Raw genomic sequence first — 26536 nt, 5'->3', positions numbered from 1 at the left:
ACACAAAGGTAGTCTTTCTTTGATTAACCTCATGCACAGCGGAAGCGACGAATAGAAATTCGCCTTTAACTAGCCTTGCGCCTGGTTTTGGTTTGCTTTTCGGCTTTTTCCGCCTTGGCTTTTTTGGCAGTTTCACCTTTTGCTTTCTCCATCGGCTTCTTCGCGGCATCAATACTTGCCTTCAATGCTGTCATAATATCAACAACCTTAGGCTCTTCTTCCTGGATGGTCACCACTTCTCTACCCTCTACCTTCGCATCGATGATCTTTTTCAGCGCATCATAGTAATGATCCTTCATTTCAATCTGACTAAACTTCACGCTCATCGAATCAACCAACGTCTTCGCAAGTTTCAGTTGTTCTTTGTCGGCCTTAACCTCGAGTAGCTGCGGTACTTCGCGAATACTCCTTACTTCATTGGGATATCGTAAACGATACATGACCATACCGCCTTCGTGTGGACTTAATAAAACTGGTGTCTCACGATCACGCAGTACCACTTTTCCAACCGCGATCTTACCAGAGTCTTTTAATGTATGCATCAACAGGCCATAGGTTTTGGCTGCGACGTCGCCATCCGGTCCAAGATAGTACGGTGATTCATACAGCGTAGGATGCACTTCTTCTGAATCAACAAACCCTTGAATCTCAATTACTTTTTCACTTTTGAGTTTCACCTTGGCAAGGTCTTCATTTTCAATGATCACATATTGACCGGGCTCATACTGATACCCTTTCACTATATCATCGCTCTTCAACACTTCACCCGTTACCTTGTCTTTTTTCTCGTAGGCAACCGGGTTGTGCCCTTCCTTCGAAAGAAGGTTAAAACTAATGGTCGTACCGGAGTCAATGGCGTTGTAAATTCTGACGGGGATAGTCACCAACGAAAATTGAATATGTCCTTTCCAAATAGCCCGCATAAGTACTTAGTTTAAAAAATTAAATGAAGTATGCTAAACTACTGATTGTGAATAATATTTACAAATCAAAATATTTCTCCAGTTGAGCTCCGCTATGAACGCGCTTCAACCACGCTTACCCGTCACAAGACCCGATATCTCACTGCCGGGTATCGCCAGTTCTCACTGTCGCTTTAAGATCGTGAAGGATGGAATAGAGTCCGAAGTAAGTCCTATTGATGTAAACCGCATCGCGCACTCCCCTTGCCTTCTTCGAATTGCGCAGCTCTTTCATCTTCGTAAGTTCTTCGCCGAACTTGTATAAGGAATCGAAATAGGCTTTGTCAGAGAAGTCGAAAGTTTGCGTTCTGAATGGTCTACCGAGTAACTCCACTAACCTGCTAAAGACACCCTTGAAAAACGCCTTTTCTTTCGGCGTGTCGCTTTCGTGAATAAAACTCAGTTGGCGAAATACACGGTCTAGCTTCTTCTCATCAGTCAAGATATCATCATCAAGCAACTGAAAGTAAGTAGTATAAAAAGCATCAGGTATTACTTTAACACATCCGAAATCGATAATTCCAAGCTTGTTATCATTCGTTATAATGAAGTTGCCCGGATGCGGGTCGGCATGAACCGCCTTCAGCTTATGCATCTGAAAGTGATAAAAATCCCACATCGCCTGGCCGAGTTTCGATCCAATCGTCGCTGTAAATTCATGCTTGAGAAATTCCCCTAAAGGCTTTCCTTCAAGCCAATCCATTGTCAATACCTGTGGCGAGGAAAACTGCGTATAGTAGCCTGGAAATACAATGTTCTCGATATGCTTACATTGCTGAGAAAGTGTTATGGAGCGTTGAAGCTCCAGTGCATAATCTGTTTCTTCCATCATTCTAACTTCCACTTCCTGAATAAATTCGTCGTACTCAGCGGGATTAAGATTGAACATCGACAGCGCAATGGGCTTGATCATGGCTAGATCGGATCTCACACTTTCTCCCACACCAGGATATTGAATCTTCACGGCCAATTTTTTATCCTTTAGTGTAGCAAGATGAACTTGCCCCATCGACGCCGCATTCACCGCCTTGTGTGTGAATGAGTCAAATATTTTATCCGGACCTTTGCCAAAATGCTTCTGAAATGTTTTTACGACTAGTGGATATGACAACGGAGGCGCACTATACTGAGCCATGGCGAATTTTTGCTGATACGCTGACGGTAGCAGATTCTTATCCATGCTTAACATTTGCGCTACTTTTAAAGCGCTTCCCTTCAATTCGCTCAGTGAATTGTAGATATCTTTTGCGTTGTCCTCATGAAGCTCTTCTCGCGACGTTTCAGGATCAATCAACTTCTTACCATAGTGCTTAAGATAGTTTGTACCAATCTTCGCCCCCGTCGATATGAATTTAGACGCACGACGAACTTTAGAAACTGGAATGCGATCGAATTCTTTCATGGGATCTTTCATGTACTATCGCGTTTTGGTTTGATATAAAAACTTGCCGAAATCAATCGCAGAATCAACAGCACTTTTTCCGATAAGGTCGAAAGCAAGATTAACAGATTTCTCGACGGCAGCATCGGTCTGTTCGAAGCCTGCACTGTTGTCATCACGCCAAAACAAAAGTATGAAGCCAAGGTGCAAACCAAACAGCTGCGGATAGCGCTTATCTAGGTAAGGGCGATTGGCTACCTCCCCGTTTTCTTTTCCTTCGGACAAAATAGACTCAAAGAATGCCTCCACAGTTGCTTTAAAACCCTTCAAATATGTTGGCGTTAGTCCTTCTAAACGAGGCACTTGCTGAAGTCTAAACAAGACAAGACTTCGATTTGATTTCAACTCTTCCAGCAGAGTGTAATAAAATGCTAACACCTTTTCGCGCGTACTAAATGTAACGAATGACTCATCCGCGCGAAGACGAAGGACAGTTCGATCAGCAAAACGTTTCCAAATGTGTTGCTCTAACCCGTCAAACGATCCGAAGTGGTCGTAGAATTCTTCCTCTTTGATACCGAGGTCGAGACAGAACTTGAATACTGTGGCCGGTTGCTTTCCTTCAGACAACAGATATTCGAGATAGGCATTAACAATTTTATCCTGTGAAACTTTTCCAGAGGATTTTCGCGTTGATTTTTTGGCCGTTTCCATGCAGACTTAAACAGTTTTTCACATTAAAGGGTTTGGTTATCTATTAAATATAACACCGTGATCCGCTGTCTTTTTATATTATCCTTGTTCTCTTTCTCGGCGGTTGCGCAGCGCAGTCCGGATACGTTATTCGGGCAAGCTGAAGCTGCCTTTGACGACGGGCAATATGCGAAGGCTTTGTCCCTTCTGAACAACTGTTTACTAGAGGATCCTGGATTTATGAATGCGTATTTTATGCGTGCAGAAACACGAGAACGCCTTCGCGATCCTGAAGGAGCACTAACCGATTATAGCATTGTTCTCGAAAACATTCCAACGCATGTTGAAGCACTGCTGAACCGAGGCCGGCTTCGTTTTCATTTAAAGAAGTATGCACAAGCGGCCGAAGATTTTCACCTCTTTCTGAAAACGCCGTCAGGCATCACGCAACGAATCTACTTTAACCAACAAGCTCGGGTTAGTGGCGTGAATCAGGTTATGACGGCGCAGAGTTTTAGCAAACCCGTCGTCTATAATTACCTCGGATTGATAGCCCTTCAATCCGGTCGACACGACGAAGCTTTAGTATGGCTTGATTCGGCGATTCATGTTCAAAAAGGAGAAGCCGACTATTTTGTGAATCGGGCTCTCGCGTACGATGGACTGGGCGATACGGCGTCTGCGCGTAGAAATTATAAACAAGCCCTGGCCGTAAATCCAGATCATGCCCTTGCATTAAGTAATCTCGGGCTTCTCAGTAATACAGATAACAGTAGAGCTGTTGCACTGTTTACTGATGCCATTCACGCCGATTCGTCTGCACTTCACCCCTATTTGCAGCGCGCCAAATACTTATTTGATACACATGACTATAAAGGTGCCCATCGCGACCTTAGTAAAGCATTAACGCTGGAAGACAAAAATCCTGAAATTTGGTTTACGCGGGGCTTAGTGAACGAAAGGTTACGCGACGAAAAAAGTGCATACGCCGACTACACAAAAGCAATAACGATCAAAGAAGACCATTTCAAAAGTTGGATCAACCGCGCTAACGTGCTCTTAAAACTCGAGCGTTACCAAGATGCAATTGAAGATTATAGCGTTGCACTTGTTTATCATGCTGATTTTGCCGCCGCTTACTATAATAGGGCAATCGCAAGGCGATACCTCTCCCAGCACTCCGCCGCTTGTGAGGACTTAAAACTTGCGATCGCTTACGGCATGACCGTCGACGAAAATATGGAAGATCAATTTTGCAAAGAGAAAAATTAAAGATCCGGACGCATTCGGACAAACACAGGTTCTCTAAACATTTGGTCTGGCGTTACCTTTGCATAGGCTATCTCGACGTTCAACGTTGGTTCGATCCATGTTGTGATTTTTGGATCGACGAAATTCCCTGTTACGATTGGCTTTTTCAATACAGCAACAGCTTTCATCGCTTGTAGAATTTCCTTCATTGTGGCATCATCGAATCCGGTACCAACCTTTCCGCGATAAACAAGTTTACCATCAACGTACTCCGCAATTTGCAACGCACCAAAAATTCGTTGACGTTCGCCCTTACCCTCAGTAAAACCAATGATCACACAGTCGCTGCTCTGGCGCACCTTTACTTTAAGCCAACAATCAGAGCGTTTACCCACAAAATATTTACTATCCTTGACCTTGGCCATAATGCCTTCAAGTCCATGTTCGCGCGCTGCTTCGAACAAAAGGTGTCCATCCTCTATCGTTTCACTCACGCGATACGACGTATCCGATTTGATCGCGTCTTTTAAAAATGCTTTGCGCTTCAAGAGTGGATCGTTCGTCAAATTTCGGCCGTCTAAATAGAGGCAGTCAAACACATAGCAAAAGGCGGGGTTTGATTTGGTAAGCTTCTGGATATTCGACTGGCCTGCACTAGACATCCGGTTTATCACTTTCTTGAACACGGGTTTCCCGTCGGAATCAAGGCATACAATTTCAGCATCAAACAAACCATTCGTAGCGCGAAATGCCTGCTCACCATTGGTAAGCTCAGGAAATTGCGCAGTGATGTCGATATGATTTCTCGTTTGAATTCGTACTTGACCATCTTCCACTGCGATGAGTGCACGAATACCGTCCCATTTCATTTCGTAAATGTATTGATCACCAACCGGAGGTTTCTGCGCGGGAACCGCGAGCATAGGCTCTACGTTGTGGTGTAAGTAATCGATCTGCGGCTGATCAACGCGCTCGAGCAACCACTCTTTATCCTTCATCTTGTGAATTCTGTATTCACCATTCACTTCCTTGCTGCTGAGGCGAAAATAGAATCCATCCTTTTTATCTTTCGTGATGGTGTATTTTCCCAAGGCATAGATCCACATTTCACCAGCGCCATATTGTCCTTTGGGAATTTTTCCGTCGAAGGTAAGATATTGCATGGGGTGATCTTCTGTTTGCACCGCCAATCGTTTAACACCTGGTTGAGGAGGTAAACCCTTGGGAACAGCCCATGATTTTAACACCCCGTCTTTCTCAAGGCGCAGGTCGTAATGTAAACGTGAAGCATGATGGCGGTGTACGACAAAGGAGTTGCCGACAGTTTCTTTCAATTGTGCAACCGGCTCAGGTGTTACATCGAAGTCGCGTTTCTTCGCATAGGCCTCCAGTTGTTCGGGCTGCTTGTGTTTCGGGTTAACAGGCAACTTCTTCGCTTTTGTGGTGATCGTTTTTCGATGTGTATGAAGTTCAACTGCGTAAGCACTAAACGCTTCCCACGCATCACCATCAGCGAGAACTTTTTCTAAGGCCGAGTGAATGTTGAATACTTTCGGGTCGGTAACATCTTTGAGTTCATCCCACGTTAACGGCATGGATACTGGTGCACCTATCCTACCCCTCAAACTGTAAGGCGATACGATACTTTGCCCTGACCTAATTCTGAAAATATCAATGAGCACCCTACCTTTACGCGCATCTTTTTTGATTTGCAAAGTTGTTGCGTCTGCATTTCGATCAACAAAAGGTTTCGCGATATCCTGCGCGGCTTCAAATACAGTATGGAAATCCCATCGCGGTTCAATGGGTACGCAAATATGAAGTCCCTTTCCGCCAGTTGTTTTCACAAACGGCGTATACCCCTTTGCTTCTATATCCGTCTTCAGTGCAAAAGCGATCGGTATTACTTTTTTAAAATCATATCCTTCGGGTGGATCAAGATCAAACACCATGTAATCAGGACAATCGAATTCCGGTTTCCGGCTATGGAGCTGATGCAGTTCAAGGGAAGCCAAGTTCGCTAACCATACGAGAGTCGCTTGCTCCGACGCCATGATGTAGTCTTTCTTTTCCTTTCCAAGACTTACAAACTCGATCCAGTCGGGAGTCCAATCTGGTTTATTTTTTTGATAGAAACTCTCTCCATGTATACCATCTGGGAATCGGATTAATGTGAGCGCACGTCCTTTGATATGATTTAAGACCGTAGGCGCAATGTTGAGATAGTAGTTAATTACTTCCGCTTTGATCACATGGTCTTCAGGAAAAATAGTCTTATCCAGATTGGACAGTTCAACCTTATGTTTTCCTACTTGCGCCCATTGCGTCTTCTTGGCCATGCCGATTCGTAAACGTTAGATTTCTAAAGTTAATGAAACCTGTCAATATCAATGCAAGACAAAGTCCACTGATAAAACTCACGACGCGGTTACCCAAATGTGGATTCCAACCATCGACGGCAAAACGAATTATTACCACCGCTGCGATTACGATCAACACCAACGTCCAATACAATATTGTAATTCGTGCAGATTGAATTTGCTGACGCTGCTTAAGCATGACATACACCGTAATGGCAGCAAGTCCGACGAAAGTACTTACGTGCTGCAAAACATAAAACATCGGATATTTTACGCCTTGCCAAGGAAGAGAATACCGATAGAACGGAAGCCTATGAACGAAATACCCGCTGTTATGTGTGAAGCTATCCCAAAAAATATGAGATGCAGCCCCAATGAGTGCTGATACGAGAAACCAATACCAATTTGATTTGAGATACTTTATAAAATTAAAATGCAGCGTATCTTGAAATCTCACCTGTAAAAAACGCGGCGAATTATTGATCAAGTTTTTCTTCACGACGAGATGAAAAACAAACGCGAGTGCTACCACGACGGGGAGATCAAAATAAAATAACCCTCCCCAAGTGTGACTATGTACACTGCTCACGCTGGCTTTAAAAAAATATTCAAAGTCGGGAGCAATGCTTCCAATAATTAATCCAGTAGCGGAAAGCCATCGCAAGCGAAGCAAAGGAAGTACGATTGCTGAATGTGCTGGCGTAAAAGGCATACTCTATAATTATTCCATTACTTCGGCTTTTCTTCTATTGGTTAAGAAAATCATGCCGATAATAAAGGTAATGGCTGCGATGGCAATAGGATACCAAAGTCCGGCGAGTGGATCGCCTTCTGGGTTGACATCCGATTTACTTTGGACGAAAAGAAACGTAGCGAGAAATGGAGTGAGTCCTCCGAAAATCCCATTACCAATATGGTATGGCAATGACATCGACGTATATCTGATTTTTGTCGGAAACAGTTCAACAAGAAACGCGGCGATCGGACCATAGACCATCGTCACTAAAACAAGCTGGGCGAACACGAGAAGAATCATGATCCAATAGGCCTCGTTTGAAAGTATAATTTCTTGCTTCATGTCGCGTTGCTCTTTACCGTCAACGATCTTCGTAGTCGTCGTGATTACCTGTTGTGTGCCGTCATTAAATTTTTTGGTTATTTTTTCCTGCGCTGGCGAATTTTCCGTAACGCGTTCATTTACCAATTCTGTTTTACCAGTCACCTGCGCGATGGAAAACATTTTGTCATACACTGGCCGATACATAAATACAGCGATGAGCATACCCGCAAGCATAATGTACTTTCTACCAACCTTATCTGACCACCATCCAAAAAAGATAAAAAGCGGGGTACCTAGTAAGAGTGCGATGGCGATGATATCGCGCGTTTGCACAAAATCAACCATACACGTTTTCTCGATAAAGGTCATCGCGTAAAACTGCCCCGTATACCAAACAACACCTTGTCCTGCTGCTGCTCCAAACAGTGCGATCAACACGAGCTTCAAATTTTCTTTGTTACCGAAGCTTTCGCGAATTGGATTCTTAGAAACTTTTCCTTCCGCTTTGAGTTTTGAAAAGAGCGGAGACTCACTCATCTTAAGACGGATAAATACCGACACCGCTACCAATACGGCAGAAACAATAAATGGAATTCTCCACCCCCACTCACTAAACTCTGTCACACCGACTGATTGCCTTACCAGTAGAATTACACCTATCGAAACAAATAGCCCTAGCGTTGCTGTGGTTTGAATGAAACTGGTATAGAATCCTCTTTCTGCAGCGGGAGCATGCTCGGCTACATAGGTTGCAGCACCACCATATTCACCGCCAAGCGCAAGACCTTGAAGAAGTCGGAGAATCAACACCAGGATCGGTGCGAGAATACCGATTGTCTGATATCCCGGGATTAGTCCTATGGCAAATGTTGAACCGCCCATCAGAACAAGTGTGACCATGAAGGTGTACTTCCGCCCGACTAAGTCACCAAGTCTTCCAAAAACAATAGCCCCAAATGGGCGCACGACAAACCCCGCGGCAAAAGTTGCTAAAGTGGAGAGAAAGCCAACATAAGGATCATCTGTTGGAAAAAATTGCTCCGACAGAATCGTTGCTAAGCTTCCGAAAATATAGAAGTCGTACCATTCAATAAGCGTTCCTACAGATGATGCCGCAATAACAAACCAAAGGTTTTTCTTTTCAGATTTTGTGAGCGCAGTTCCTTGCATTTTAGTCGTGATGAGAGGTTACTATCTTAGAAAGATAGATCAGAATCTAACATCATACAACAGCATAGCTGATCAGAAATAAATCTCTTGAGCAACACGGAAGGTATTCGCGTGCGCTTCAATAATGTCGATAAAGTTTTTGGAGTATCCTCCACCCATTGTGACCACGATCGGAATCTTATTTTCACGTGCCATCTGCAGCACCATGCGATCTCGTTTTTTACAACCTTCTCGCGAAACTTTCAGTCTACCCAGTTGATCCGTATCTAAAATATCAACGCCCGATTGAAAGAATATGAAGTCTGGTTTTAAGGCAGTCATGGTTTGGTCCAGATGAAAGGCCAGTGTATGAAGATAGGTAGCATCAGAAGTATGGTCAGGCAAACCAACATCAAGATCTGATGACTCCTTCTTCAATGGGTAATTATTGGCGCCATGCATACTGAACGTAAACACACGAGGTTCATACTTGAAAATTTCCGCCGTACCGTTACCTTGATGTACATCCAAGTCAATAATCAGTATTTGTTTAGCCTTCGCGTTCGAAAGCAGATACTGCGCTGCGATCGCGATGTCATTAAGCAAGCAAAAACCTTCGCCATGGTCGGTAAATGCATGATGCGTTCCCCCCGCAATATTCATGGCGATCCCGAACTGTAATGCGTAATCTGCGCATGCAATGGTACCACTCGCAATGACGCATTCACGATCGACAAGTTTTTGTGACAGCGGAAAGCCGGTACGTCTCACCGCCCGTGGCTCAAGTGTGAGTGTGCTAAGTTGGTTCCAATAAGTTGCATGGTGAACAGCAAGTATCAACAATTCATCAAGTGAAGACGGGGTGAACAGATTTCCTTCATTGATCGTGCCTTCATGAATCAGCTGCAGCGGCAAGATCTCATACTTGCTCATTGGAAAGCGGTGGCCTATAGGAAGCGGCAGCACGTATTGGGAACACCACGCGATTTTAAGCATATCAGTGAAAAAACACTTCTACGGTAAAATTAGTTACAAAAAATAAGGGGCCGAAGCCCCTTACTCATTAATCTTCTTCGCCCAAATCCTTGAGCTTCTTGCTCACTCGATCAAGGTTCTTATCGTCTGCTACGTAGTAGTAGAGCAATTTCATTTTCTGAAGTAATTCTACTTCTGATTCTTTGCTTGGCATTTTCATTTTTTCTGCTTTCTCCAAGAATGGCAACGCCGTTTCAGAGTCTTTCACACGCTTTTGAACGAGTGCTGGTTTCTTCTTGTTATCCGCCGCAGAAATACCAAGGTTATTAATTTCTTTCGTTGTTTTATCAACTTCGATCAAATAGGTATTCGCAAGGTAATATTGCGCTTCAAAGTAGTTCGGGTTAACCTTCAACGCATCGTTAAAGTTACCGCGCGCCACTTCCAATTGGTTCAGCTGACTATTAACATAGCCTAGATAAAAATGGAATGTTGCGTTCTTCGGATCTTTCTTAATTTCTTCCTCAAGACCACGCTTTGCATCTTCTATTTTATTCAAATCGATCAACAAACCAATTTCGATTTTTGGAAAATCTGTGTTTGACGGAATTGCAGCTTTTGCTCTACGAATGATTTCAAGTGCTTTCTCTTTGTTTTCTTTCGGACCATTGTAAGCTTGATACATTACAACATATGCGTCTTTTGATTTACCGCCTTTCGCCAGATACTTTTCCATCGCCGCGATTGCTTCATCCCAATGCTCGGCAGTGTTGTTTGCAAGTCCAAGAACGAAATAAGAAAGCGTATCATTAGAATAAGCGGTCATCGCATTTTCAAAAACAAGCTTACCTTTTTCAAGTTCTTTGATTGAACCTTCAGCATCGTCTTCATCTTGAAGTTTATTAATGCCGCGTTGCAAGTAATGATTTGCAAGACCTTCCAATTGCTGCGTCTTCGTGATCGGGAGAATTCCATCGGGACCTGTGATAAAATAATCCTTTCCTGATTTGCCAAGTTTTTCGGCTTTTTGTAAAGCTTCAACCGCAGTTTTTAGTGGGTCCGTTGCCAAATTCTTATGCGCTTCAACTTTGGTTGTATCGATGGTCGCGTATACGAGGCCTCTGTAATACCATGTCTCACCATCGTTCATCAATTTCTCGTTGGTTATGGCCAAATCGCTCAATGTTTTTGCTTCGTCGACTTTACCATCCTTAAGCGCTTTAAGCGTTTTTGGATTGCTTGGTTTTACCGGCTTTTGAGCAAATGCTGTTCCTGCAGCTAACAAGCACAGCACAAGTGTAATTCGTTTCATTTTGTGAAAGTTATGGTATTAGATTGAATTAGTGGAGTCATCTGAAGTTGATGTGGTATCCGTTGCATCATCGGGGGCTTGCGGAACATCATCTTGTGGCGTCGTTGCAGCTTCGGCACCCGGTGTCGTTGTCTCATCATCGATCTTCTGTATTTTTTCTACCGAGCTGATACGATCATCATCGTTGAGTTTAATCACACGGACACCTTGCGTAGCACGCCCCATCACGCGGAGCTCACTTACTTTAATTCTGATGGTGATCCCCGATCTATTGATAATCATCAATTCGTCATCATCACCCACCTCCTTGATGGCAACAAGCTTGCCAGTTTTCTCAGTCATGTCGAGCGCCTTCACCCCGATTCCACCGCGTTTAGTAATGCGGTAATCGTCGATCATCGAGCGCTTTCCATAACCGTTCTCGGTTACAACGAGAAGATTAGCATCCTTGCGGGTAATGCAAACCATGCCGATTACTTTGTCTTGATCGGATTCTAATGTTACGCCGCGAACACCGGCCGCCGTTCTTCCCATCGGACGAACATCCGACTCATGGAAGTGAACAGCCTTACCTTCGCTCTTGGCGATAACAATATGATTTTTTCCGTTCGTCAACGAAGCATTTAACAAGCGATCTCCTTCGTGAATGGTGATGGCGTTAATACCGCCTTGGCGCGGTCTCGAATATTCTTCAAGTGTCGTTTTCTTGATAATGCCTTTTTCCGTGCAAAGCATTACGAAATTGTTATTGATATACTCTTGGTCCGTGAGCGTTTGAATTTTCATAATCGTTCGCACAGCATCACCCGGTTCGATGTTGATTAGATTTTGAATCGCTCTTCCTTTTGAAGTTTTATTTCCTTCCGGAATTTCATACGCTTTCTTCCAATACACCTTTCCTTGATCAGTAAAGATCAGGAGGTAATTGTGTGCATGCACAATAAACAAGTGTTCCGTGAAGTCGTCATCTTTCGTCGCTACCCCTCGTGAACCAACGCCCCCTCTACCTTGCGTTCGGTATTCAGAAAGTAAGGTGCGTTTGATATACCCTTGGTTGGAAATGGTAATCATCATCTCCTCATTCGGAATCATATCTTCCACGGTGAAATCGTCATCGTTGTGAACAACGGTAGTACGTCTTTCATCACCATAACGGTCTTTCATCTCAGTCAATTCATCCTTGATGATTTGCATTCGCATTGGTTCGTTTGCAAGAATATCTCTGAGGCGATCGATCAAAGCTTTTACTTCTTTGTACTCCTCCTGAATCTTGTCGCGTTCCAGTCCGGTGAGTCGTTGCAGACGCATATCAAGGATTGCTTTCGATTGGATCTCGGAGAGACCAAATCTAGACATCAGGCCTTCTTTCGCCGTTTCTGGATCCTTGGATCCTCTGATCAATGCAATTACTTCGTCGAGGTGATCGAGCGCGATCAAATATCCTTCGAGAATGTGTGCTCTTCGTTCAGCTTCGGCCAATTCGAATTTGGTACGCCGGACAATAACTTCGTGACGGTGATCAACAAAATATTTGATCTGGTCCTTCAGGTTGAGTGTCATCGGGCGGCCTTTCACAAGCGCCACGTTATTCACCCCAAACGTCGATTGTAACTGCGTGTATTTGTAGAGATTATTTAATACGATATTGGGTACAGCATCACGTTTCAAATCATACACAATGCGATAACCCTCTCGATCTGATTCATCACGGAGGTCAGAAATACCTTCGATCTTCTTCTCATTAACCAATGCTGCCGTTTTCTCGATCATCATGGCTTTGTTCACCATGTATGGGATTTCCGTAACAATGATCTGATCTTTTCCGGTAGATGATGTAACGATCTCAGCTTTCGCGCGCATCACGATGCGTCCACGTCCGGTAAGGAATGCTTCTTGCACGCCTGAATATCCATAGATCAACGCTCCAGTTGGAAAATCTGGCGCGGTGATAAACTTCATCAATTCCGGAATGGTGATATCGTTATTGTCGATGTATGCGGTAATCCCATTAACAACTTCCGTAAGGTTGTGTGGCGCCATGTTTGTGGCCATCCCTACCGCAATACCAGAAGATCCATTGAGCAATAGGTTCGGAATCTTTGCTGGGAGTACCGTTGGCTCTTTCAGGGAGTCATCGAAGTTTGGCTGATAGTCGACCGTATCTTTATTGATATCAGCGAGCATCTCTTCAGCAATTCTTTTCAGACGAGCTTCCGTGTAACGCATCGCTGCTGGAAAGTCACCGTCGATCGAACCGAAGTTTCCTTGTCCATCAACAAGCGTGTAACGGAGTGACCAGTCTTGCGCCATACGTACCATTGTATCGTATACCGAAGCATCACCGTGCGGGTGATATTTACCAAGAACTTCACCCACAATTCTTGCCGACTTTTTATAAGGCTTATTGTAGTTCACACCTAAGTCCAACATCCCGTAGAGCACGCGGCGGTGAACGGGCTTAAGACCATCGCGCACGTCAGGTAGTGCACGAGAAATGATTACCGACATCGAATAATCGATGTAGGCACCTCTCATTTCGTCTTCAATGTTGATTGGAATAATGCTTTGTCTGCCCGGCGTAGGGACCCCAGAATCTTCTGCCATTTAATCGATGTTTTGAGCTTGTAGAAAGCGTTTTTTAAAGCCTCGCAAGATAACAAAAAACACTTACGGCAAGGCTTGAAACAGCAATAGTTTGAGACTGTTTGTCGAATAAAAATTAAGAAAACTCTAGAACAAGAAAAGCATGACGATGACCAGGAATAAGTGCGCAATAACGCACAGCACTTGCATCTCTAAAGTTTCTATAACAGCTACTCCGTTGGTTAGAATTCACCCTTAATATGGGTTCAACTTCTTTTTATTTCGACCTTTATATTTGATCAAAGTAGGATGGTTCTCACCATAGTGAGGATTTTGCTTTTTGTGTATCGGATGAACCCTACTGCGGTATTCTCTATTACCGTGCGCGTGATTGATTTGAATGTTACAGGTTTTTAAGAAACAGCGGCGCAATTCAGGTATACGATACGTCACGCCAACATTCACATAAAAAGCATTAAACTTATGCTTGATGGCATCGGCTCCTTCGATGCTGGTTTTGAAGTTCTTAAACTCATAAGAGGGACGGACAAATACCCTGAAATATTCAGACATCTCCCGTTCAACAGCGACACCAAGATTAAAGTAAACGCCTTTGTTGATTACTTCTTTATCAAACTTCTTCCCTAGACTATATCCACCAATATTGGCATCAACCACGAGCAAGTACTCATAGTAGCGGTACACGGACGCACCAAGCATGAAGAAGTACTTCTTCAAAAAGAAACTCGGCACATCAGGTTTAAAGAGGTTAATACTTTCATCGTATTTCGTGGGGACAAAGCTTCTTAGGTTTACATATTCAAACGAATATCCACCACCGATTCTGTAACGATCCAAAAATTCAACATGCAACGTTGCTTTCAATGGAATATTGAAGGCTTTGTTTCTAAAACCAATATCTGCGGTATCTGATGAAGCTCGAAATGAAGTCGGCAGAATGTTGATCACAGCACTATCGACGCGATTAAACCAGTTTGAATATCCGGAAGTAGACGCCGCATCGCCGATCGGAAAAATGATTGGGCGTTCGCCAGGATTCTGTTGGATACCATATCCATCCAGCGAATGCTTAAAAGTCGTGAGGCCATACCCCGTACTTAACCCAAAGGTGACTTTGCTTAATACTTTTCGAAAAAAGCTTGGTCCTTGGCGATCAACATAGAAATGGTCCAGCGGAATTGAGTTATCCTGCTGTCCAAAAACCTGCGGACACACCAGACAGAACGCGAGGGCGATAATGGCTGAAAAACGTTTCGGAAGTGCAGCTTTCAACTTCAAAAAATTAAAAAATGTAAGCCATTAATAGTCTGACTATTGACCGCTAAAGGTAAGTGAAATTCGGGAATCATCCTACAGTCATCTTCGATCGCCCGCTCGCCAATCAATAGTAGCGATAAAGCGTTCCTGATGTTTCTAACGACGAAAATGTGTGGAATAGTGTCTGATCTTTTTTTGCTTGATACGTAAACTTGTAAGGTACTACTTTCCCACTCGCGTCGGCAACCGTGAAAGTCACATCATTGGCGCCCGCTACCAATGGTATTCTAGCATAATGAATACTATGGGGAAGCGTTTGCCAATTGCGCGTATCTGCCTTCTCTGTCATCGCGTTTACTAGTCCCATCACCGCGCCGAGCCCTTCGTTCTCTTTTCGCATACTGTGTTCTGCTGCTTTTTTCAACGCTGCACGTACCAATCCCTTGCTAAATTCCTCAAGCATACGCTGCTTCAAACTTTGAAAGGCCACTTTGTTGATATCTTCTGCTATCTCCACCGGAAAAGACTGACCTCCTACTTCAACCGCCGCCGACTGATAATACAAGGCGCGCTCGGTATACCTTGGGAAGGCAACTCGGAACACTTCAAGTTTTCTGAGATCCGTGCGATCTTTGTCTTCCTTCACCTCATAGGGAAATGAAAAACCCAAAGCCTGATTATTGAATACCACCACGTTTCCTGAATTATGATCGATCACGAAATTGACGCTCCACTCCTCTTTAACTGGGCCAAGGCCGTTATGCCAGAAGAAGATTAACTCGGCATCTGGTTTTGGTGGCATATAATCTGCCATGTTAAACTTAAGTTTATAGTCCTCAAACTCTTCATAGAACCCCGTCCACACCGCAGTATTCAAGATATCTTTTTTTAGTTGAGTCGGCACCTGCATCGAAAACATTCGCGCGTACTCATTCTCATAAACATCGAGTGCATTTCGATAGGCAATGAAGGCATTGTTATAATCCTTGGTCGATTGATAGATGATCCCCATGAGGTTATGAATAAAAGCATCGCGTTGCAATTTCTCGGTAGACTTGTATTTATCTCCGAGTTGATTCAATCGAATATTGAGCCGACGACACTCAATCAGAGCATCTTCGGGCTTATTCATTTTCAAGAAATTGATAGCCTTGAAGTACAGTAACATCAAATGCTCATGATCCTCGCCGCGATAGACTGTAAAATTCGGATTCAGAAAGTACGCTGCAGCTTCGTTAAAATAGTTGACATGATAATCTTCGCCGAAGAGAAAAGCTTTCTCTAAGAAATTATTACTGGCCTCATACTGGCCCAGCACAGATAAGAGGAGTCCATTGTTAACATAGTATATAAATCGCCCGCGCCCATTTTCCTCTCGATCATTTTTCTTTAGGGTTTCAAGCGCTTGTTTCAAATCACCGCGTTCAAATTCCTGATTGAAGTCAAAATGTTTTTGGTAGTAGTTTGCGCATGAACCCAAGGCAGTAAGCACAACAACAAAGGTGACCACGCTAACAATCACCCGAGAATTTAAGACACCAGATCGAAAGTCTTTCATCATGGCATCGTATCAATCAGTTCTTGATATATTTCTTAATCTCCTTCTGTCCATACCAAACACGTTTGCTGCTCTCAACATTGGTCAGGAACATCGTGGTGATATAGTTAACCACGCGTTTTTTATTGTAGGTATCTGTTTCCGCATTCATCTCCCCAAAGAGCATTAGATCTGCGCCCGTTTCCTTTCCCCATTTTGCTACCGTAGATGGATCAGCAAACTCTTGTTGCTGCGCGCGCTCTAAACGAAGTTTATCACGAAACTCATCGGATTCAACAAGCTCCGCGACACCGGAGTTATGAATGACCATTTCAAACTTCTTCACATAATTCCCCGTTTCGATATGCTCTGATGTTTTGTTTTTAATCAGACCTACGATAATCACCGGTTTTCTTCCAAGAGTTTTCGCATAATCTTTAAAACCATCGGAGTCAAACAGGTCATAAATCATTTGATCGGCCACCATTCGGGAATCAGAATCATTCCACCGGCCACTTAAATCAATCTGTGTATCCGGATTAACACGCGTGACTGACCGCGCACAAGCCGACAGTAAAAAAATCGAAGCAACGATAAGACGTAAAGAACAAGACATAGCAAGGTGTTTTTTTTCAATTGAAAGGTCAAAAACCTTGCCGAAGATACGGATAATGGCTGATAAGGTTCCGTAATAAATCGCTAAACAGCTTTCAAGCCTGCGATTACTTTTTTTGGATCGGCAGCGCTAAACACAAAATTACCGGCTACCAAGACGTCGGCACCGCTGCCTAAAAGCAGTTTTGCGTTTTGTTGATTCACTCCGCCGTCGATCTCGATCACGGCATTAGATCCTGATGCCTGGATCATTTTTTTAACAGACTCGATCTTTTTGTAAGTATTCGGGATAAACTTCTGCGCGCCAAACCCCGGGTTAACAGACATTACCAACACGAGGTCAATGTCAGCGATGATGTTTTCCAATTCTACCACCGGCGTATGCGGGTTCAAGGCCACACCAGCTTTGCACCCAAGTGCTTTGATTTGTTGGATATTACGATGTAGGTGCTGACAGGCTTCAACATGCACCGTGATAATATCGGCACCAACTTTTTGGAAGGCTTCAACATATCGCTCCGGCTGCACGATCATCAAGTGTACATCCAGTGGTTTTTTCGCATGACGTTTAATGGCTTCCGTAACGGGAAGCCCGAAAGAAATGTTAGGCACAAATACACCATCCATGATGTCAACGTGAATCCAGTCAGCCTGACTGTCGTTGATCATGTTTATTTCGCGTTCTAAGTTTGCAAAGTCCGACGCAAGTACTGATGGTGCAATGATGGGTTGTTTCATAGAAAACTTTGCCGCTAAAATAGCAGAAGAAAGGAATGACTAGTCATTGTTTTGCCAATTTCATTGTCTGTGAGCCGTTTTTCCATTGCAACTTCAACATGTAGACACCTGCGGCCAGCCCCGGCAATTTTGCTGTTATACTAGGCTCCTCTCGTGTAAAGGACAACGTCGTTTCAAAAACCTTTTTTCCTTCCGCCGTAATTAACGTGGCAACACATGAAGCAACCATACCAGGACTAAACGGCTTGATCGTTATGGAGTCCAAAAAAGGATTCGGAAAGACTGAGAATGGATTTTTCTCTAACGAGATCAAGTAGCTTTCAATTTTAGTGAAGTCGGGAATACCGTGGCCAAGAAGATTGTTGGGGGCATGGGCCAATGATCCGGATTGGCGGATAAGGGTCATAATTTCTTTGTTGGTTAGATCCGGATATTTCTGCCAGACACCGGCTGCAAAACTGGCGATCAATGGCGAGGCTAGTGACGTGCCGTTAGCTGCGCCGATACTTCCATTCGGAAAGATGACACTGGTGCCAACGCCTAACGCAGCGACATCAGGTTTAATTCTATTGTCTGCGCTTGGTCCCTTTGAGCTCGATGCCGCGCGTGCTCCCTTAGCGTCAACACTCGCCACAGAAAGTACATCGATAGCATCCGCTGGTGGTGTGATGAGTTGCCACCCATTGTTTCCTTCATTGCCAGCACTGCAAACTATCAGTACCCCTCGATCGGCGAGCCATTGTGCCGCGCGTGTAACAACTGCGGTTTTTCCGTCAAGCGCAGATTTCGGGTAGTCCATCGCGTTGTTATCAAAAGTACTATAGCCCAAAGACGAATTGACTACGTCGACACCCGCGCTATCCGCACGTTCCGCAGCAAAGAGCCAGTTGTATTCCTCAATGCGATATTCCGTTGCTGCGTCTTCTGTGACATACAACTGATACTTCGCTTTGTAGGCCCCGCCTGTGAATGATCCACTTTGATAAGCAGCAATCACCGAAAAAACTTCGGTGCCATGAGGATCATACTGAAATACATTATCTGAATTGATGATAAAATCCTTTGAAGCTTCTAAATCGATGCGCCCTTCGGCGATGACTGCGGCAAATGGATCAATAACATCAACGCCACCAAACCCTGCATCAAAAATACCGATCACAATACCTTCGCCATGCAATCCTTCCTGATGCATATCATCGATATTCAATTGCTCAAGCTGCGTACTTGTTACATTGGCAACCCGAGATGTCTTTTGCTTGATGGGCACTTTCTTCCTACCATTTCCAAGGAGTCTGGCATTCGGTGCAACAAAATCGACGCGATCAACAAATGACAATGCTGCAACATCGTCGACCAAAGTTTGATCACATTGTATCAGCAGTCCGTTCATCCAACGTGTTGTGAAGAAAACGTCTACACCAATGCTCTTTACACTTTCAACATAAGCAGGATTTACTGGCAGATCTTTTTCTGTAACAGCGATACCTTGTTTTGAGCGGCGATCAATGGCACGCTGCGAGAGAAATTCTTGTGGTTCTGAAATTGAATACGGCGTCCCGTTCTTCTCTTTAAAGAATACCATGTACCGACCTACCTGAGTGTGCGCCTGAGTTGATGCACCGACGACCAACATCAATAACAAAATGCGCTTAATGACGGCCATACGTTTTAATGCGTTGTTTATAAATCTTTCCACTGTTCACAATCTGCTCTCCCAAACAATCATTATTCGTGCAATACTCAAGCTGCGTAATCTCCCGATATGAAAGTCCTACGTTATCGATATAGCTATCAACACGTTTGTCATAAAATACAATAAACTCTTGGTTATCCTCTTTCAATACCGTTGTAAATCTTCCAGATTGATCTTCACCTGTCTCTTGAATTGCGTACACATCTTCGCGCTTTCCTGTGGTAGGATTTGTTACATTATTGTAAACGTTCCCATTCCACTCCGAACCTTCCTTTGCTGGAAATTGAAGATCGACGAAGGGTACATTTTCTTCCCATACAATGAGTTCATGGGTTGTTTTCTGCGCCGACCACGTATCAATATAGGTCCATTCTGTTTCAGATAATTCACGTTTGCTGCGATGGATGATGTAACGATAGCCGCCATCGCTGGCGAAAGAATCCACTACTTCGGTCAGAAGTTCGAAGTGTACGGTATCTGGATCGCCAAGTTCGTAGACGATCTCTTCAACATCATAAGTTTGAAAAACGCCTTTTTGAAGGGGAAAGAAATCAGGTTCAGCTCGGCGATCATCGTCCGAATCACACCCCGCTGCAATCAAAATTAGCAGCCCCACCAAATAATTATGAAATTGCTTCACCAATAGCGTTGTTTTTACTAAATCCGCGCTTTATTTGAAATGTAAACCTCAAAGGTATTTTTTCTTTTCAATTTAACCTATGCCTCTAAAGACCATCGTGAAAGTCGGCAACATTACTAACCTTAGCGACGCAAGATATTGTGCCGGTATGGGTGTCGACATGTTGGGTTTTAATGTCGTCGAAAATGCCACTGACTATATTAGTCCGAAATCGTTTCAAGAGATTCGCGGGTGGATTACGGGGCCAAAGATAGTCGCCCAAATTGTGGGATTGCCGTCGGCTGCCGCATTGGACGCTGTCCTTGAGCAGTATCGACCAGATCTCTTAGAGCTTTCTACTGCGGAGGCAAACATGTTGGGAACAATTCCCCTCCCCTATATTCTTGTCGCCTCAACGGATACCGCTTTACCTACAAACGCCACTCCTGCGTACGTCATGATCGCAGCGCGCGATACTTATACCGGCGATATTCCAACGCTTCTTCAAATCACAACACTTAGCCAACTAGACAGCGCATTAGCTGATAGTCAAGTTCACGGGATTGCGCTTGAAGGTAGTAATGAAATCAGGCCAGGATTAAAATCCTATGATGACCTCGCCGATATTTTGGAAGCACTGGAGGTTGATTAATCGTTAACATCCGGTTATCTTGACCTCAACATGCAACATCTTTTTTTCTGCTTCATGAGGAGGCTGAATTCGTTTTTTTTACAACGGCATTGCATAGTGTAATCGTAACTAACTGAAACGATACGAATCGAATCCGCGCTTTTCAATTAAGTTGTATCCGATTTTATTTTGTAGACTACTGATATACGCATCAACGGAAGTCTCCACCATATACGTTTCCGATCCCCACATATTGCGCAACAAATGATCTGCGCTAATGGTGCGATGAGGATTTTGCGCCAAGAAAAACAGCAACTCAAATTCTGGTTTACTCAGTACCACCTCGCGTGAACCGATGCGTACGGAAGTCGTTCTGCGACAGATCTTCAAATCTCCGAAGTGAAGTTCAGGAGCACGTTTACGGATGACGATCTTCTTCTTGAGTACACTGCTGACTTTAAATGTTAGTGCACGAAGCCCCATAATTTTCTCGATAAAATCATCGCCGCCCGTATCGAGTGCCGCCTCTTGGTAGTACCGCTCCGATTTTGCCGTCAGAAAGAAAATGTAGGTATCAACAAACCTTGTAAGACTTCTAAGCTCACGACAGATTTCAATACCGTTCGGATGAGGCATCATCAAATCGAGCACGATCAGGTCAGGATTAAATTCAACGGCGACTTTCACAGCAGCTCGGCTATCGCTTATTGTTTTCACAACGAATCCTTCTCTCTCAAAATTGTAAGATAACAGTTCTAGTATATCATGGTCATCGTCAACAATGAGAATACGAAACACTTTTTTCTGCACCATGTAATGAATGTACGATGGTGTGATTACCCGAGCGTTAGTAAGAGATCAACGAAGTGTTATAAATGCAAGGAGACAGGAGGCAGAATCAAGAAGTAAGAAGTAAGAAGTAAGAAGTAAGAAGTATGCTGCTATCGCACGAAGAGGTTTGCGCATTAAGCTGTCTACCTTCAGCTTTTACCTAAGGCGACGGCCCGGGCTACTGCTTCCGCAGTGGTGTCTCTGTAGTCAACGGAAATGCGTTTATCACTTTCGATCCATTCAATGATCTTATCGAGATTTTTCTTCTTCACTTTCTTCACCACGGGTACCCCTAAGTTCTTTAACGCGGCAGCATTGTAGTGTTGCTCTAATTGTGATTTCATGGGCACAACCAAAAGTTTCTTTCCTAGGTACAATGCTTCGGCGGGCGTCTCGAAGCCGGCCCCGCAGAGAATTCCTGTTGATGTAGTCATGCTTTTGGCGAACGCATCTTTGTCAACTGGATACACCGAAAGTTTATCCACGTGATATGCTTTCTTGGCGTGCTTAGAAAACACATGCCACTTTACGTTTCCGATTTTAGAAAGTAACGGAACAAGTTTTTTATCGTCGTAAGCAGGAAGATACACGGTGTAGTGGTCTTTCGTTTCCACTTTTGCATTTCGAACGTCTGCTCTAATAACAGGTGTAAAGATATTATCGTCGTATGATTCGAAGTGGAAAGCAACGTACTTGCTGATTGGCGCATAATTATGCAGAATCCACTCACCCACGGGATCCATCTTCCGGGGCCTCGGTGTTTTTGGGGATAGTAACGCAGATTGATGACTTAATCCTACACAGGGAATATCGCGTTTGCGACAAGCCCATGCCGAAATAGGTTCGAAGTCATTGATAACGAGGTCATAATTTTCCACCGGAAATTTCTTAATCTCTTTGTACACCTCTTTGGAGCTATTCTTTTTGAACGTTTTCAAAAAATCAATTCCGCCCGTCTTCCCAAAGAAGAAACTAAGTCCTTTTGATTTATATTTTACAGGATATGAAAGCTTGATATCCGCTTGTGCACCGCTAACGAAAAGATCGAGTTCTCCGTATTGTTGAAGAATAGGAACGATATCTTCAGCACGAGCAATATGACCATTACCGGTTCCTTGAATTGCGTATAGAATTTTCACCGCTTCACATTTAAGAATTCAGAGACCATATCTTGGAACAACTCATCGTTGTCTTTGTCACCTTGAAAACGCTTTGGCAATTTCATCGATTGAGCCACGCGATCTTCGGCGTAGCGATAAATTCGCCACTCGCCACGGTGATATTCCAACGCTGTTAGGTTCTCAATCCAGTCGCCAGAATTTAAATATACAACTTCTCCCTTCTCGTTTGCAATCGTTCTAATTTCCGGCTGGTGGATATGGCCACACACCACGTATTGATAGCCATTCTCGATCGCTATATCTGAAGCTGTTTTTTCGAAGTTGTTAATAAATTTTACAGCACTCTTCACACTATCCTTCACACGCTTCGACAGCGAGATCTTTTCTCTGCCCAGTTTGGTAAGCATCCAGTTTACCATCGTATTGATGACGATGAGTGTATCGTAACCGACTGCGCCAAGTTTTGCCAACCATTTTGAATGTTGCATAGTGACGTCAAAAACATCACCGTGAAAGAACCAGGCGCTTTTACCGTTGAGCTTGAGTACAATCTTGTTGTCAATCATGAATGAGCCCAGCCGAAAGCCTGAAAACTTCCGAAGCATTTCGTCGTGATTGCCTGTGAGGTAAACGATCTTGGTATTTTTTGTAAGCAAGCCCGTGATGTGCTTCACCACTTGCATGTGCGACTTCGGCCAATAGCGTTTACTAAACTGCCACATGTCGATGATATCGCCGTTTAAGATTAACCGATTGACCTTAATACTTTTTAAATAGCGAAGAAGTTCTTCCGCATGGCAACCATAAGTACCGAGGTGAATGTCGGACAATACGACCAGGTCAACTTCTCTTCTCTTCTTTTTACCCATGGAGACGTGTTGATGTGGACCTTTTGCGAAGTGTTTTGCGCTGGCTAGGTGATGGTTTATGAATGCACGTTTTCACGTCCTCGAATATACGAAAGAACGCAAAACGAAGTATTACCCAAATGTTAACGATTATCGAGGAGTTCTCTCTTTCGATTGCAGCGGCGGATAGACTCTGCAGCGGTTTCGATTGTCTTCGAGTCGAATGAATTTTGTATGTAGAGGCGGAAATAATGCACAGCGTCGTCATACCTACCTTGGATTTCGCGCATCAAACCGAATTCATTGTAGATCGTTGCAAAACTTATCCCGGGCAACTTTAAGGCCGTGTTCAATAAATTCTCGAGATCATCGAAGCGCCGAAGCGTTGACAGAAGGTATGCGTAGTTGTAATACGCGGCCGGATATTCTGGTGCAAATTTTAACGCTAGGCGATAGAATTCCTCAGCTTGCTTAAAGTTCTTGAACTTCGTTTCATAGAGCCAGCCCATGTGATTGTGCGCCTTTCCAAAATCGGGTACATCTGCCAGAATCTCTTCCAGCATGGTCGCCGCCTCGGCAATCTTCCCTTCATTAATCAACTTGTCTGCTGCCTGAAATTTCTCTTCAATTTCGTAGTTCTCGTAGGCCATATCCGTCATTTAAATTTGAAGCGCAAATACTTGATGGTCTCTCCTTTCGCAGCAAAATGTTCTTCATAACGGGTTTTGATATCAAAGACTTCACCACGCAGGTCGGATTGATAAACCTCCGGTGTGAATTTAAAATCTTCGATGTCGTTGCGTTCTTGCAAAGCTTCAACGGTGTATTCGTAAAGGATCGTATTATCTGTCTTCAAACGAATGTAGGCGCCTGTACCAGCAAGTGACCGGTACATCGCTAAAAATCTCGGACTTGTCAGTCTGCGCTTGATATCGCGCTTGGTGGGACGTGGGTCGGGAAAAGTGAGCCACACTTCGTTAATCTCGCCGGGTTCGAAAAAATTCTCAATTAATAAAATTTGTGTACGCAGGAATCCGACATTAGAAAGATTTTCTTCGACAGCGGTCGTGCTCCCGCGCCAGATACGTTCCCCTTTGATATCGACGCCGATAAAATTCCGATTGGGAAACAGACGTGCTAACCCCGTTGTATACTCACCACGTCCGCACGCAAGTTCTACTGTTATCGGGTTGTCGTTCTTAAAAAAATCACGACGCCAATTTCCTTTAATCTGCTTGTACAGCGTTTTGGTGGGTTCAATGACGTTAGTCCTTTCTTCAATGACCTTGAAGCGTTCCAGTTTCCTTTTCACAATCTATAATTTCTATCTACAGTCCTTCTATTTCAGCAACGACAAATGTACTTCCTCCAATAAAGATCATGTCGGTTGCTGTCGCATGCCGTTGGGCTTCACGAATTGCAGCGTTCACCTCTTCCACCACTACGCCATGGAGCCCTGCATCCGCTGCCTTTTCCGAAAGTAACCTAGCATCCATTGCCCGCGGAATATTAGCCTGACAAAAGTAGTATTTGGCATCCTTCGGTAAAAGCCTCAGCACATCAGTGATGTCTTTATCTTTTACCATCCCCAATACCACATGTAACTTATCATACGATTGTCTGCTAATCTGACGAACAACCTCTTCTATTCCATTTAGATTGTGCCCGGTGTCACACACGATTAAAGGCTGCTCCGAAAGCGTTTGCCATCTCCCCTTCAAGCCAGTTTGTGTAATAACCTTCTTCAACCCATCGAGCAGTTGCCCATCAGCGATATGCCAACCACGCTCGTTTAAAATGTCAACGGCATTTAGCACCCCTGCAAGATTTTTCTGCTGATAGTAACCCTGCAATGGCAACACTAAATGATCAAAGAGCACGGACGCTTCGCGGAACACCTTCATCCATACTTGCGCCCCTGACTGGTGAAGCGAAATCGCATACCGGTCGCTCGCAAATAAAATCGGTGCTTTCACCGCTGATGCCTTTTCGATAAAGATCTCCTGAAGTTCCTTTTGTCGTTCACTAACCACCACCGGTATGCCGGGCTTGATGATACCTGCTTTTTCCGAGGCAATCTTTTCAAGTGTATCGCCAAGAATATCCTTGTGATCCCAGCCGATGTTGGTAATGACAGAAATTTCAGGCATGATCACGTTTGTTGAATCCAACCTTCCCCCCAGGCCAACTTCGATCACAGCAATATCAACTTGCTGCGCAACGAAATAATCAAAAGCCATCGCGACGGTGATTTCAAAAAATGATGGTTGAACTTCGTCAATAGCTGGTCTAATGCGATTCACAAAATCGAGCACGAAATCCTTCGAGATCATCTGACCGTCTACACGAATACGTTCGGTAAATTCTTTTAAATGTGGTGATGTATACAATCCAGTTTTATAGCCGGCAGATTGCAGAATCGAAGCCAACATGTGCGATGTACTTCCCTTGCCGTTTGTTCCTGCGACGTGAATCGTCTTAACCTTATGCTGTGGATTCCCTAGTGCATCGCATAAACGAATCGTGTTCGACAGGTCGTTCTTTAATGCGGCTGCACCAATGCGTTGAAACATTGGCAAGTTGTGATAGAGGAAATCGATCGCCTCGACGTACGTGAGGAACATGATTGAATTTTTACGGGCACAAATCTAAGAAAAAAGCAACGTCGTTGGTAAGATGCTACCGCAGCATCCTACAATCCAATTTCCTTTCGATCGATGCCGAATTCATCTGCACTTGATTGCAATATGGAAAGCATTTCGTTATAGGCTAACAACTTTGCTTCGATGTAGGTGAGTTCCTCGGGTGTTGCGAAATTCCGGCGCTCCTTAATTTCCCGAATGTTAGCGTGTAATGTAATGAGAACGTCATGGATGAATTCTACATAACGTTGTTGCAT

General features: G+C 44.0%; 24 protein-coding genes. 2 read left to right on the top strand and 22 right to left on the bottom strand.

All coding sequences use genetic code 11. The annotated features are described in order from the left end of the window. Window positions 1-65 precede the first annotated feature (65 nt). The 3 genes from ku to DQQ10_RS25780 all read right to left on the bottom strand — a co-directional run bounded on the left by ku (window position 66) and on the right by DQQ10_RS25780 (window position 3057). Window positions 66-923 (bottom strand): non-homologous end joining protein Ku, encoded by an 858-nt coding sequence (gene ku / locus DQQ10_RS25790; protein ID WP_112749837.1) that lies wholly within the window; start codon window positions 921-923, stop codon window positions 66-68. 139 nt (window positions 924-1062) lie between these two features. Further along, a complete protein-coding gene (locus DQQ10_RS25785; RefSeq protein WP_112749836.1) occupies window positions 1063-2376 on the bottom strand; it encodes an ABC1 kinase family protein in 1314 nt (437 codons plus the stop codon). Between the two features lie 3 nt (window positions 2377-2379). Then, complete coding sequence (locus DQQ10_RS25780; protein WP_112749835.1) at window positions 2380-3057, bottom strand: TetR/AcrR family transcriptional regulator; 678 nt, start codon at window positions 3055-3057, stop codon at window positions 2380-2382. Between the two features lie 57 nt (window positions 3058-3114). Between DQQ10_RS25780 and DQQ10_RS25775 the strand changes: the two genes are divergently transcribed. Beyond that, window positions 3115-4308: a tetratricopeptide repeat protein gene (locus DQQ10_RS25775; RefSeq protein WP_112749834.1), complete on the top strand. Its 1194-nt coding sequence runs from the start codon at window positions 3115-3117 to the stop codon at window positions 4306-4308. Here the strand turns inward: DQQ10_RS25775 and ligD are convergent. The 12 genes from ligD to DQQ10_RS25715 form a co-directional block, all read right to left on the bottom strand. Then, window positions 4305-6626 carry a non-homologous end-joining DNA ligase gene (gene ligD, locus DQQ10_RS25770; protein ID WP_112749833.1) on the bottom strand — a complete coding sequence of 774 codons (2322 nt, stop codon included), beginning with the start codon at window positions 6624-6626 and terminating at the stop codon, window positions 4305-4307. The two genes, DQQ10_RS25775 and ligD, sit on opposite strands and share 4 nt — an antisense overlap. Next, window positions 6586-7359: a DUF4184 family protein gene (locus DQQ10_RS25765; protein ID WP_112749832.1), complete on the bottom strand. Its 774-nt coding sequence runs from the start codon at window positions 7357-7359 to the stop codon at window positions 6586-6588. Before DQQ10_RS25765 ends, ligD begins: the two co-directional genes overlap by 41 nt. Before the next feature lie 9 nt (window positions 7360-7368). Next, the gene (locus DQQ10_RS25760) at window positions 7369-8877 is read right to left on the bottom strand and encodes an MFS transporter (protein ID WP_112749831.1); all 1509 of its coding nucleotides are present in this window, start codon (window positions 8875-8877) and stop codon (window positions 7369-7371) included. A gap of 72 nt (window positions 8878-8949) precedes the next feature. Further along, a complete protein-coding gene (locus tag DQQ10_RS25755) occupies window positions 8950-9852 on the bottom strand; it encodes a histone deacetylase family protein (RefSeq protein WP_112749830.1) in 903 nt (300 codons plus the stop codon). A gap of 67 nt (window positions 9853-9919) precedes the next feature. Beyond that, the gene (locus DQQ10_RS25750) at window positions 9920-11143 is read right to left on the bottom strand and encodes a tetratricopeptide repeat protein (protein ID WP_112749829.1); all 1224 of its coding nucleotides are present in this window, start codon (window positions 11141-11143) and stop codon (window positions 9920-9922) included. 18 nt (window positions 11144-11161) lie between these two features. Continuing rightward, window positions 11162-13747, bottom strand: coding sequence for a DNA gyrase subunit A (gyrA, locus tag DQQ10_RS25745; RefSeq protein ID WP_112749828.1), 2586 nt, complete (start codon window positions 13745-13747; stop codon window positions 11162-11164). A gap of 234 nt (window positions 13748-13981) precedes the next feature. Further along, window positions 13982-15019, bottom strand: a complete 1038-nt coding sequence (locus DQQ10_RS25740) for a hypothetical protein (protein ID WP_133259767.1) — start codon at window positions 15017-15019, stop codon at window positions 13982-13984. 109 nt (window positions 15020-15128) lie between these two features. Continuing rightward, window positions 15129-16565, bottom strand: coding sequence for a COG3014 family protein (locus DQQ10_RS25735; protein WP_245970548.1), 1437 nt, complete (start codon window positions 16563-16565; stop codon window positions 15129-15131). Window positions 16566-16578: 13 nt separating this feature from the next. Beyond that, window positions 16579-17157 (bottom strand): penicillin-binding protein activator LpoB, encoded by a 579-nt coding sequence (locus tag DQQ10_RS25730; RefSeq protein WP_112749825.1) that lies wholly within the window; start codon window positions 17155-17157, stop codon window positions 16579-16581. An 83-nt stretch (window positions 17158-17240) separates the two neighbouring features. Continuing rightward, complete coding sequence (rpe, locus tag DQQ10_RS25725) at window positions 17241-17894, bottom strand: ribulose-phosphate 3-epimerase (protein ID WP_112749824.1); 654 nt, start codon at window positions 17892-17894, stop codon at window positions 17241-17243. Window positions 17895-17937: 43 nt separating this feature from the next. Further along, window positions 17938-19557 (bottom strand): S8 family peptidase, encoded by a 1620-nt coding sequence (locus DQQ10_RS25720; RefSeq protein WP_112749823.1) that lies wholly within the window; start codon window positions 19555-19557, stop codon window positions 17938-17940. Further along, on the bottom strand, window positions 19544-20227 hold the full coding sequence (locus DQQ10_RS25715; RefSeq protein WP_133259766.1) for a hypothetical protein: 684 nt from the start codon (window positions 20225-20227) through the stop codon (window positions 19544-19546). The genes DQQ10_RS25720 and DQQ10_RS25715 overlap by 14 nt, the downstream gene beginning before the upstream one ends. Before the next feature lie 79 nt (window positions 20228-20306). Between DQQ10_RS25715 and DQQ10_RS25710 the strand changes: the two genes are divergently transcribed. After that, a complete protein-coding gene (locus DQQ10_RS25710) occupies window positions 20307-20858 on the top strand; it encodes a beta/alpha barrel domain-containing protein (protein WP_112749821.1) in 552 nt (183 codons plus the stop codon). Between the two features lie 108 nt (window positions 20859-20966). Here DQQ10_RS25710 and DQQ10_RS25705 read toward each other — a convergent pair whose 3' ends face one another. From DQQ10_RS25705 to DQQ10_RS25675, 7 genes are all read right to left on the bottom strand, one after another. Further along, entirely contained in the window at window positions 20967-21650 is a 684-nt protein-coding gene (locus DQQ10_RS25705; RefSeq protein WP_112749820.1) for a response regulator transcription factor, read from the bottom strand. Window positions 21651-21817: 167 nt separating this feature from the next. Continuing rightward, window positions 21818-22807, bottom strand: coding sequence for a glycosyltransferase family protein (locus DQQ10_RS25700; RefSeq protein ID WP_112749819.1), 990 nt, complete (start codon window positions 22805-22807; stop codon window positions 21818-21820). Beyond that, on the bottom strand, window positions 22804-23658 hold the full coding sequence (locus DQQ10_RS25695) for a UDP-2,3-diacylglucosamine diphosphatase (RefSeq protein WP_112749818.1): 855 nt from the start codon (window positions 23656-23658) through the stop codon (window positions 22804-22806). The genes DQQ10_RS25700 and DQQ10_RS25695 overlap by 4 nt, the downstream gene beginning before the upstream one ends. A 122-nt stretch (window positions 23659-23780) precedes the next feature. Then, complete coding sequence (locus DQQ10_RS25690) at window positions 23781-24287, bottom strand: tetratricopeptide repeat protein (RefSeq protein ID WP_165824129.1); 507 nt, start codon at window positions 24285-24287, stop codon at window positions 23781-23783. 5 nt (window positions 24288-24292) lie between these two features. Then, window positions 24293-24949, bottom strand: a complete 657-nt coding sequence (gene trmB, locus DQQ10_RS25685) for a tRNA (guanosine(46)-N7)-methyltransferase TrmB (protein WP_317047968.1) — start codon at window positions 24947-24949, stop codon at window positions 24293-24295. A 16-nt stretch (window positions 24950-24965) separates the two neighbouring features. Beyond that, a complete protein-coding gene (locus tag DQQ10_RS25680) occupies window positions 24966-26261 on the bottom strand; it encodes a bifunctional folylpolyglutamate synthase/dihydrofolate synthase (protein ID WP_112749815.1) in 1296 nt (431 codons plus the stop codon). 68 nt (window positions 26262-26329) lie between these two features. Then, a complete protein-coding gene (locus DQQ10_RS25675) occupies window positions 26330-26536 on the bottom strand; it encodes a hypothetical protein (RefSeq protein WP_112749814.1) in 207 nt (68 codons plus the stop codon).

The sequence above is a fragment of the Pseudochryseolinea flava genome (assembly GCF_003286915.1).
GTDB classification, from domain to species: Bacteria; Bacteroidota; Bacteroidia; order Cytophagales; family Cyclobacteriaceae; genus Ohtaekwangia; species Ohtaekwangia flava.
Note: the sequence above shows the minus strand (reverse complement) of the source record. Positions and strands in the feature narration are given on the sequence as shown.

Coding starts and splice junctions, on each gene's coding strand:
- ku (WP_112749837.1), bottom strand. CDS start 923: ATGCGGGCTATTTGGAAAGGACATATTCAATTTTCGTTGGTGACTATC.
- DQQ10_RS25785 (WP_112749836.1), bottom strand. CDS start 2,376: ATGAAAGATCCCATGAAAGAATTCGATCGCATTCCAGTTTCTAAAGTT.
- DQQ10_RS25780 (WP_112749835.1), bottom strand. CDS start 3,057: ATGGAAACGGCCAAAAAATCAACGCGAAAATCCTCTGGAAAAGTTTCA.
- ligD (WP_112749833.1), bottom strand. CDS start 6,626: ATGGCCAAGAAGACGCAATGGGCGCAAGTAGGAAAACATAAGGTTGAA.
- DQQ10_RS25765 (WP_112749832.1), bottom strand. CDS start 7,359: ATGCCTTTTACGCCAGCACATTCAGCAATCGTACTTCCTTTGCTTCGC.
- DQQ10_RS25760 (WP_112749831.1), bottom strand. CDS start 8,877: ATGCAAGGAACTGCGCTCACAAAATCTGAAAAGAAAAACCTTTGGTTT.
- DQQ10_RS25755 (WP_112749830.1), bottom strand. CDS start 9,852: ATGCTTAAAATCGCGTGGTGTTCCCAATACGTGCTGCCGCTTCCTATA.
- DQQ10_RS25750 (WP_112749829.1), bottom strand. CDS start 11,143: ATGAAACGAATTACACTTGTGCTGTGCTTGTTAGCTGCAGGAACAGCA.
- gyrA (WP_112749828.1), bottom strand. CDS start 13,747: ATGGCAGAAGATTCTGGGGTCCCTACGCCGGGCAGACAAAGCATTATT.
- DQQ10_RS25735 (WP_245970548.1), bottom strand. CDS start 16,565: ATGATGAAAGACTTTCGATCTGGTGTCTTAAATTCTCGGGTGATTGTT.
- DQQ10_RS25730 (WP_112749825.1), bottom strand. CDS start 17,157: ATGTCTTGTTCTTTACGTCTTATCGTTGCTTCGATTTTTTTACTGTCG.
- rpe (WP_112749824.1), bottom strand. CDS start 17,894: ATGAAACAACCCATCATTGCACCATCAGTACTTGCGTCGGACTTTGCA.
- DQQ10_RS25720 (WP_112749823.1), bottom strand. CDS start 19,557: ATGGCCGTCATTAAGCGCATTTTGTTATTGATGTTGGTCGTCGGTGCA.
- DQQ10_RS25710 (WP_112749821.1), top strand. CDS start 20,307: ATGCCTCTAAAGACCATCGTGAAAGTCGGCAACATTACTAACCTTAGC.
- DQQ10_RS25705 (WP_112749820.1), bottom strand. CDS start 21,650: ATGGTGCAGAAAAAAGTGTTTCGTATTCTCATTGTTGACGATGACCAT.
- DQQ10_RS25695 (WP_112749818.1), bottom strand. CDS start 23,658: ATGGGTAAAAAGAAGAGAAGAGAAGTTGACCTGGTCGTATTGTCCGAC.
- DQQ10_RS25690 (WP_165824129.1), bottom strand. CDS start 24,287: ATGGCCTACGAGAACTACGAAATTGAAGAGAAATTTCAGGCAGCAGAC.
- DQQ10_RS25680 (WP_112749815.1), bottom strand. CDS start 26,261: ATGTTCCTCACGTACGTCGAGGCGATCGATTTCCTCTATCACAACTTG.
- DQQ10_RS25675 (WP_112749814.1), bottom strand. CDS start 26,536: ATGCAACAACGTTATGTAGAATTCATCCATGACGTTCTCATTACATTA.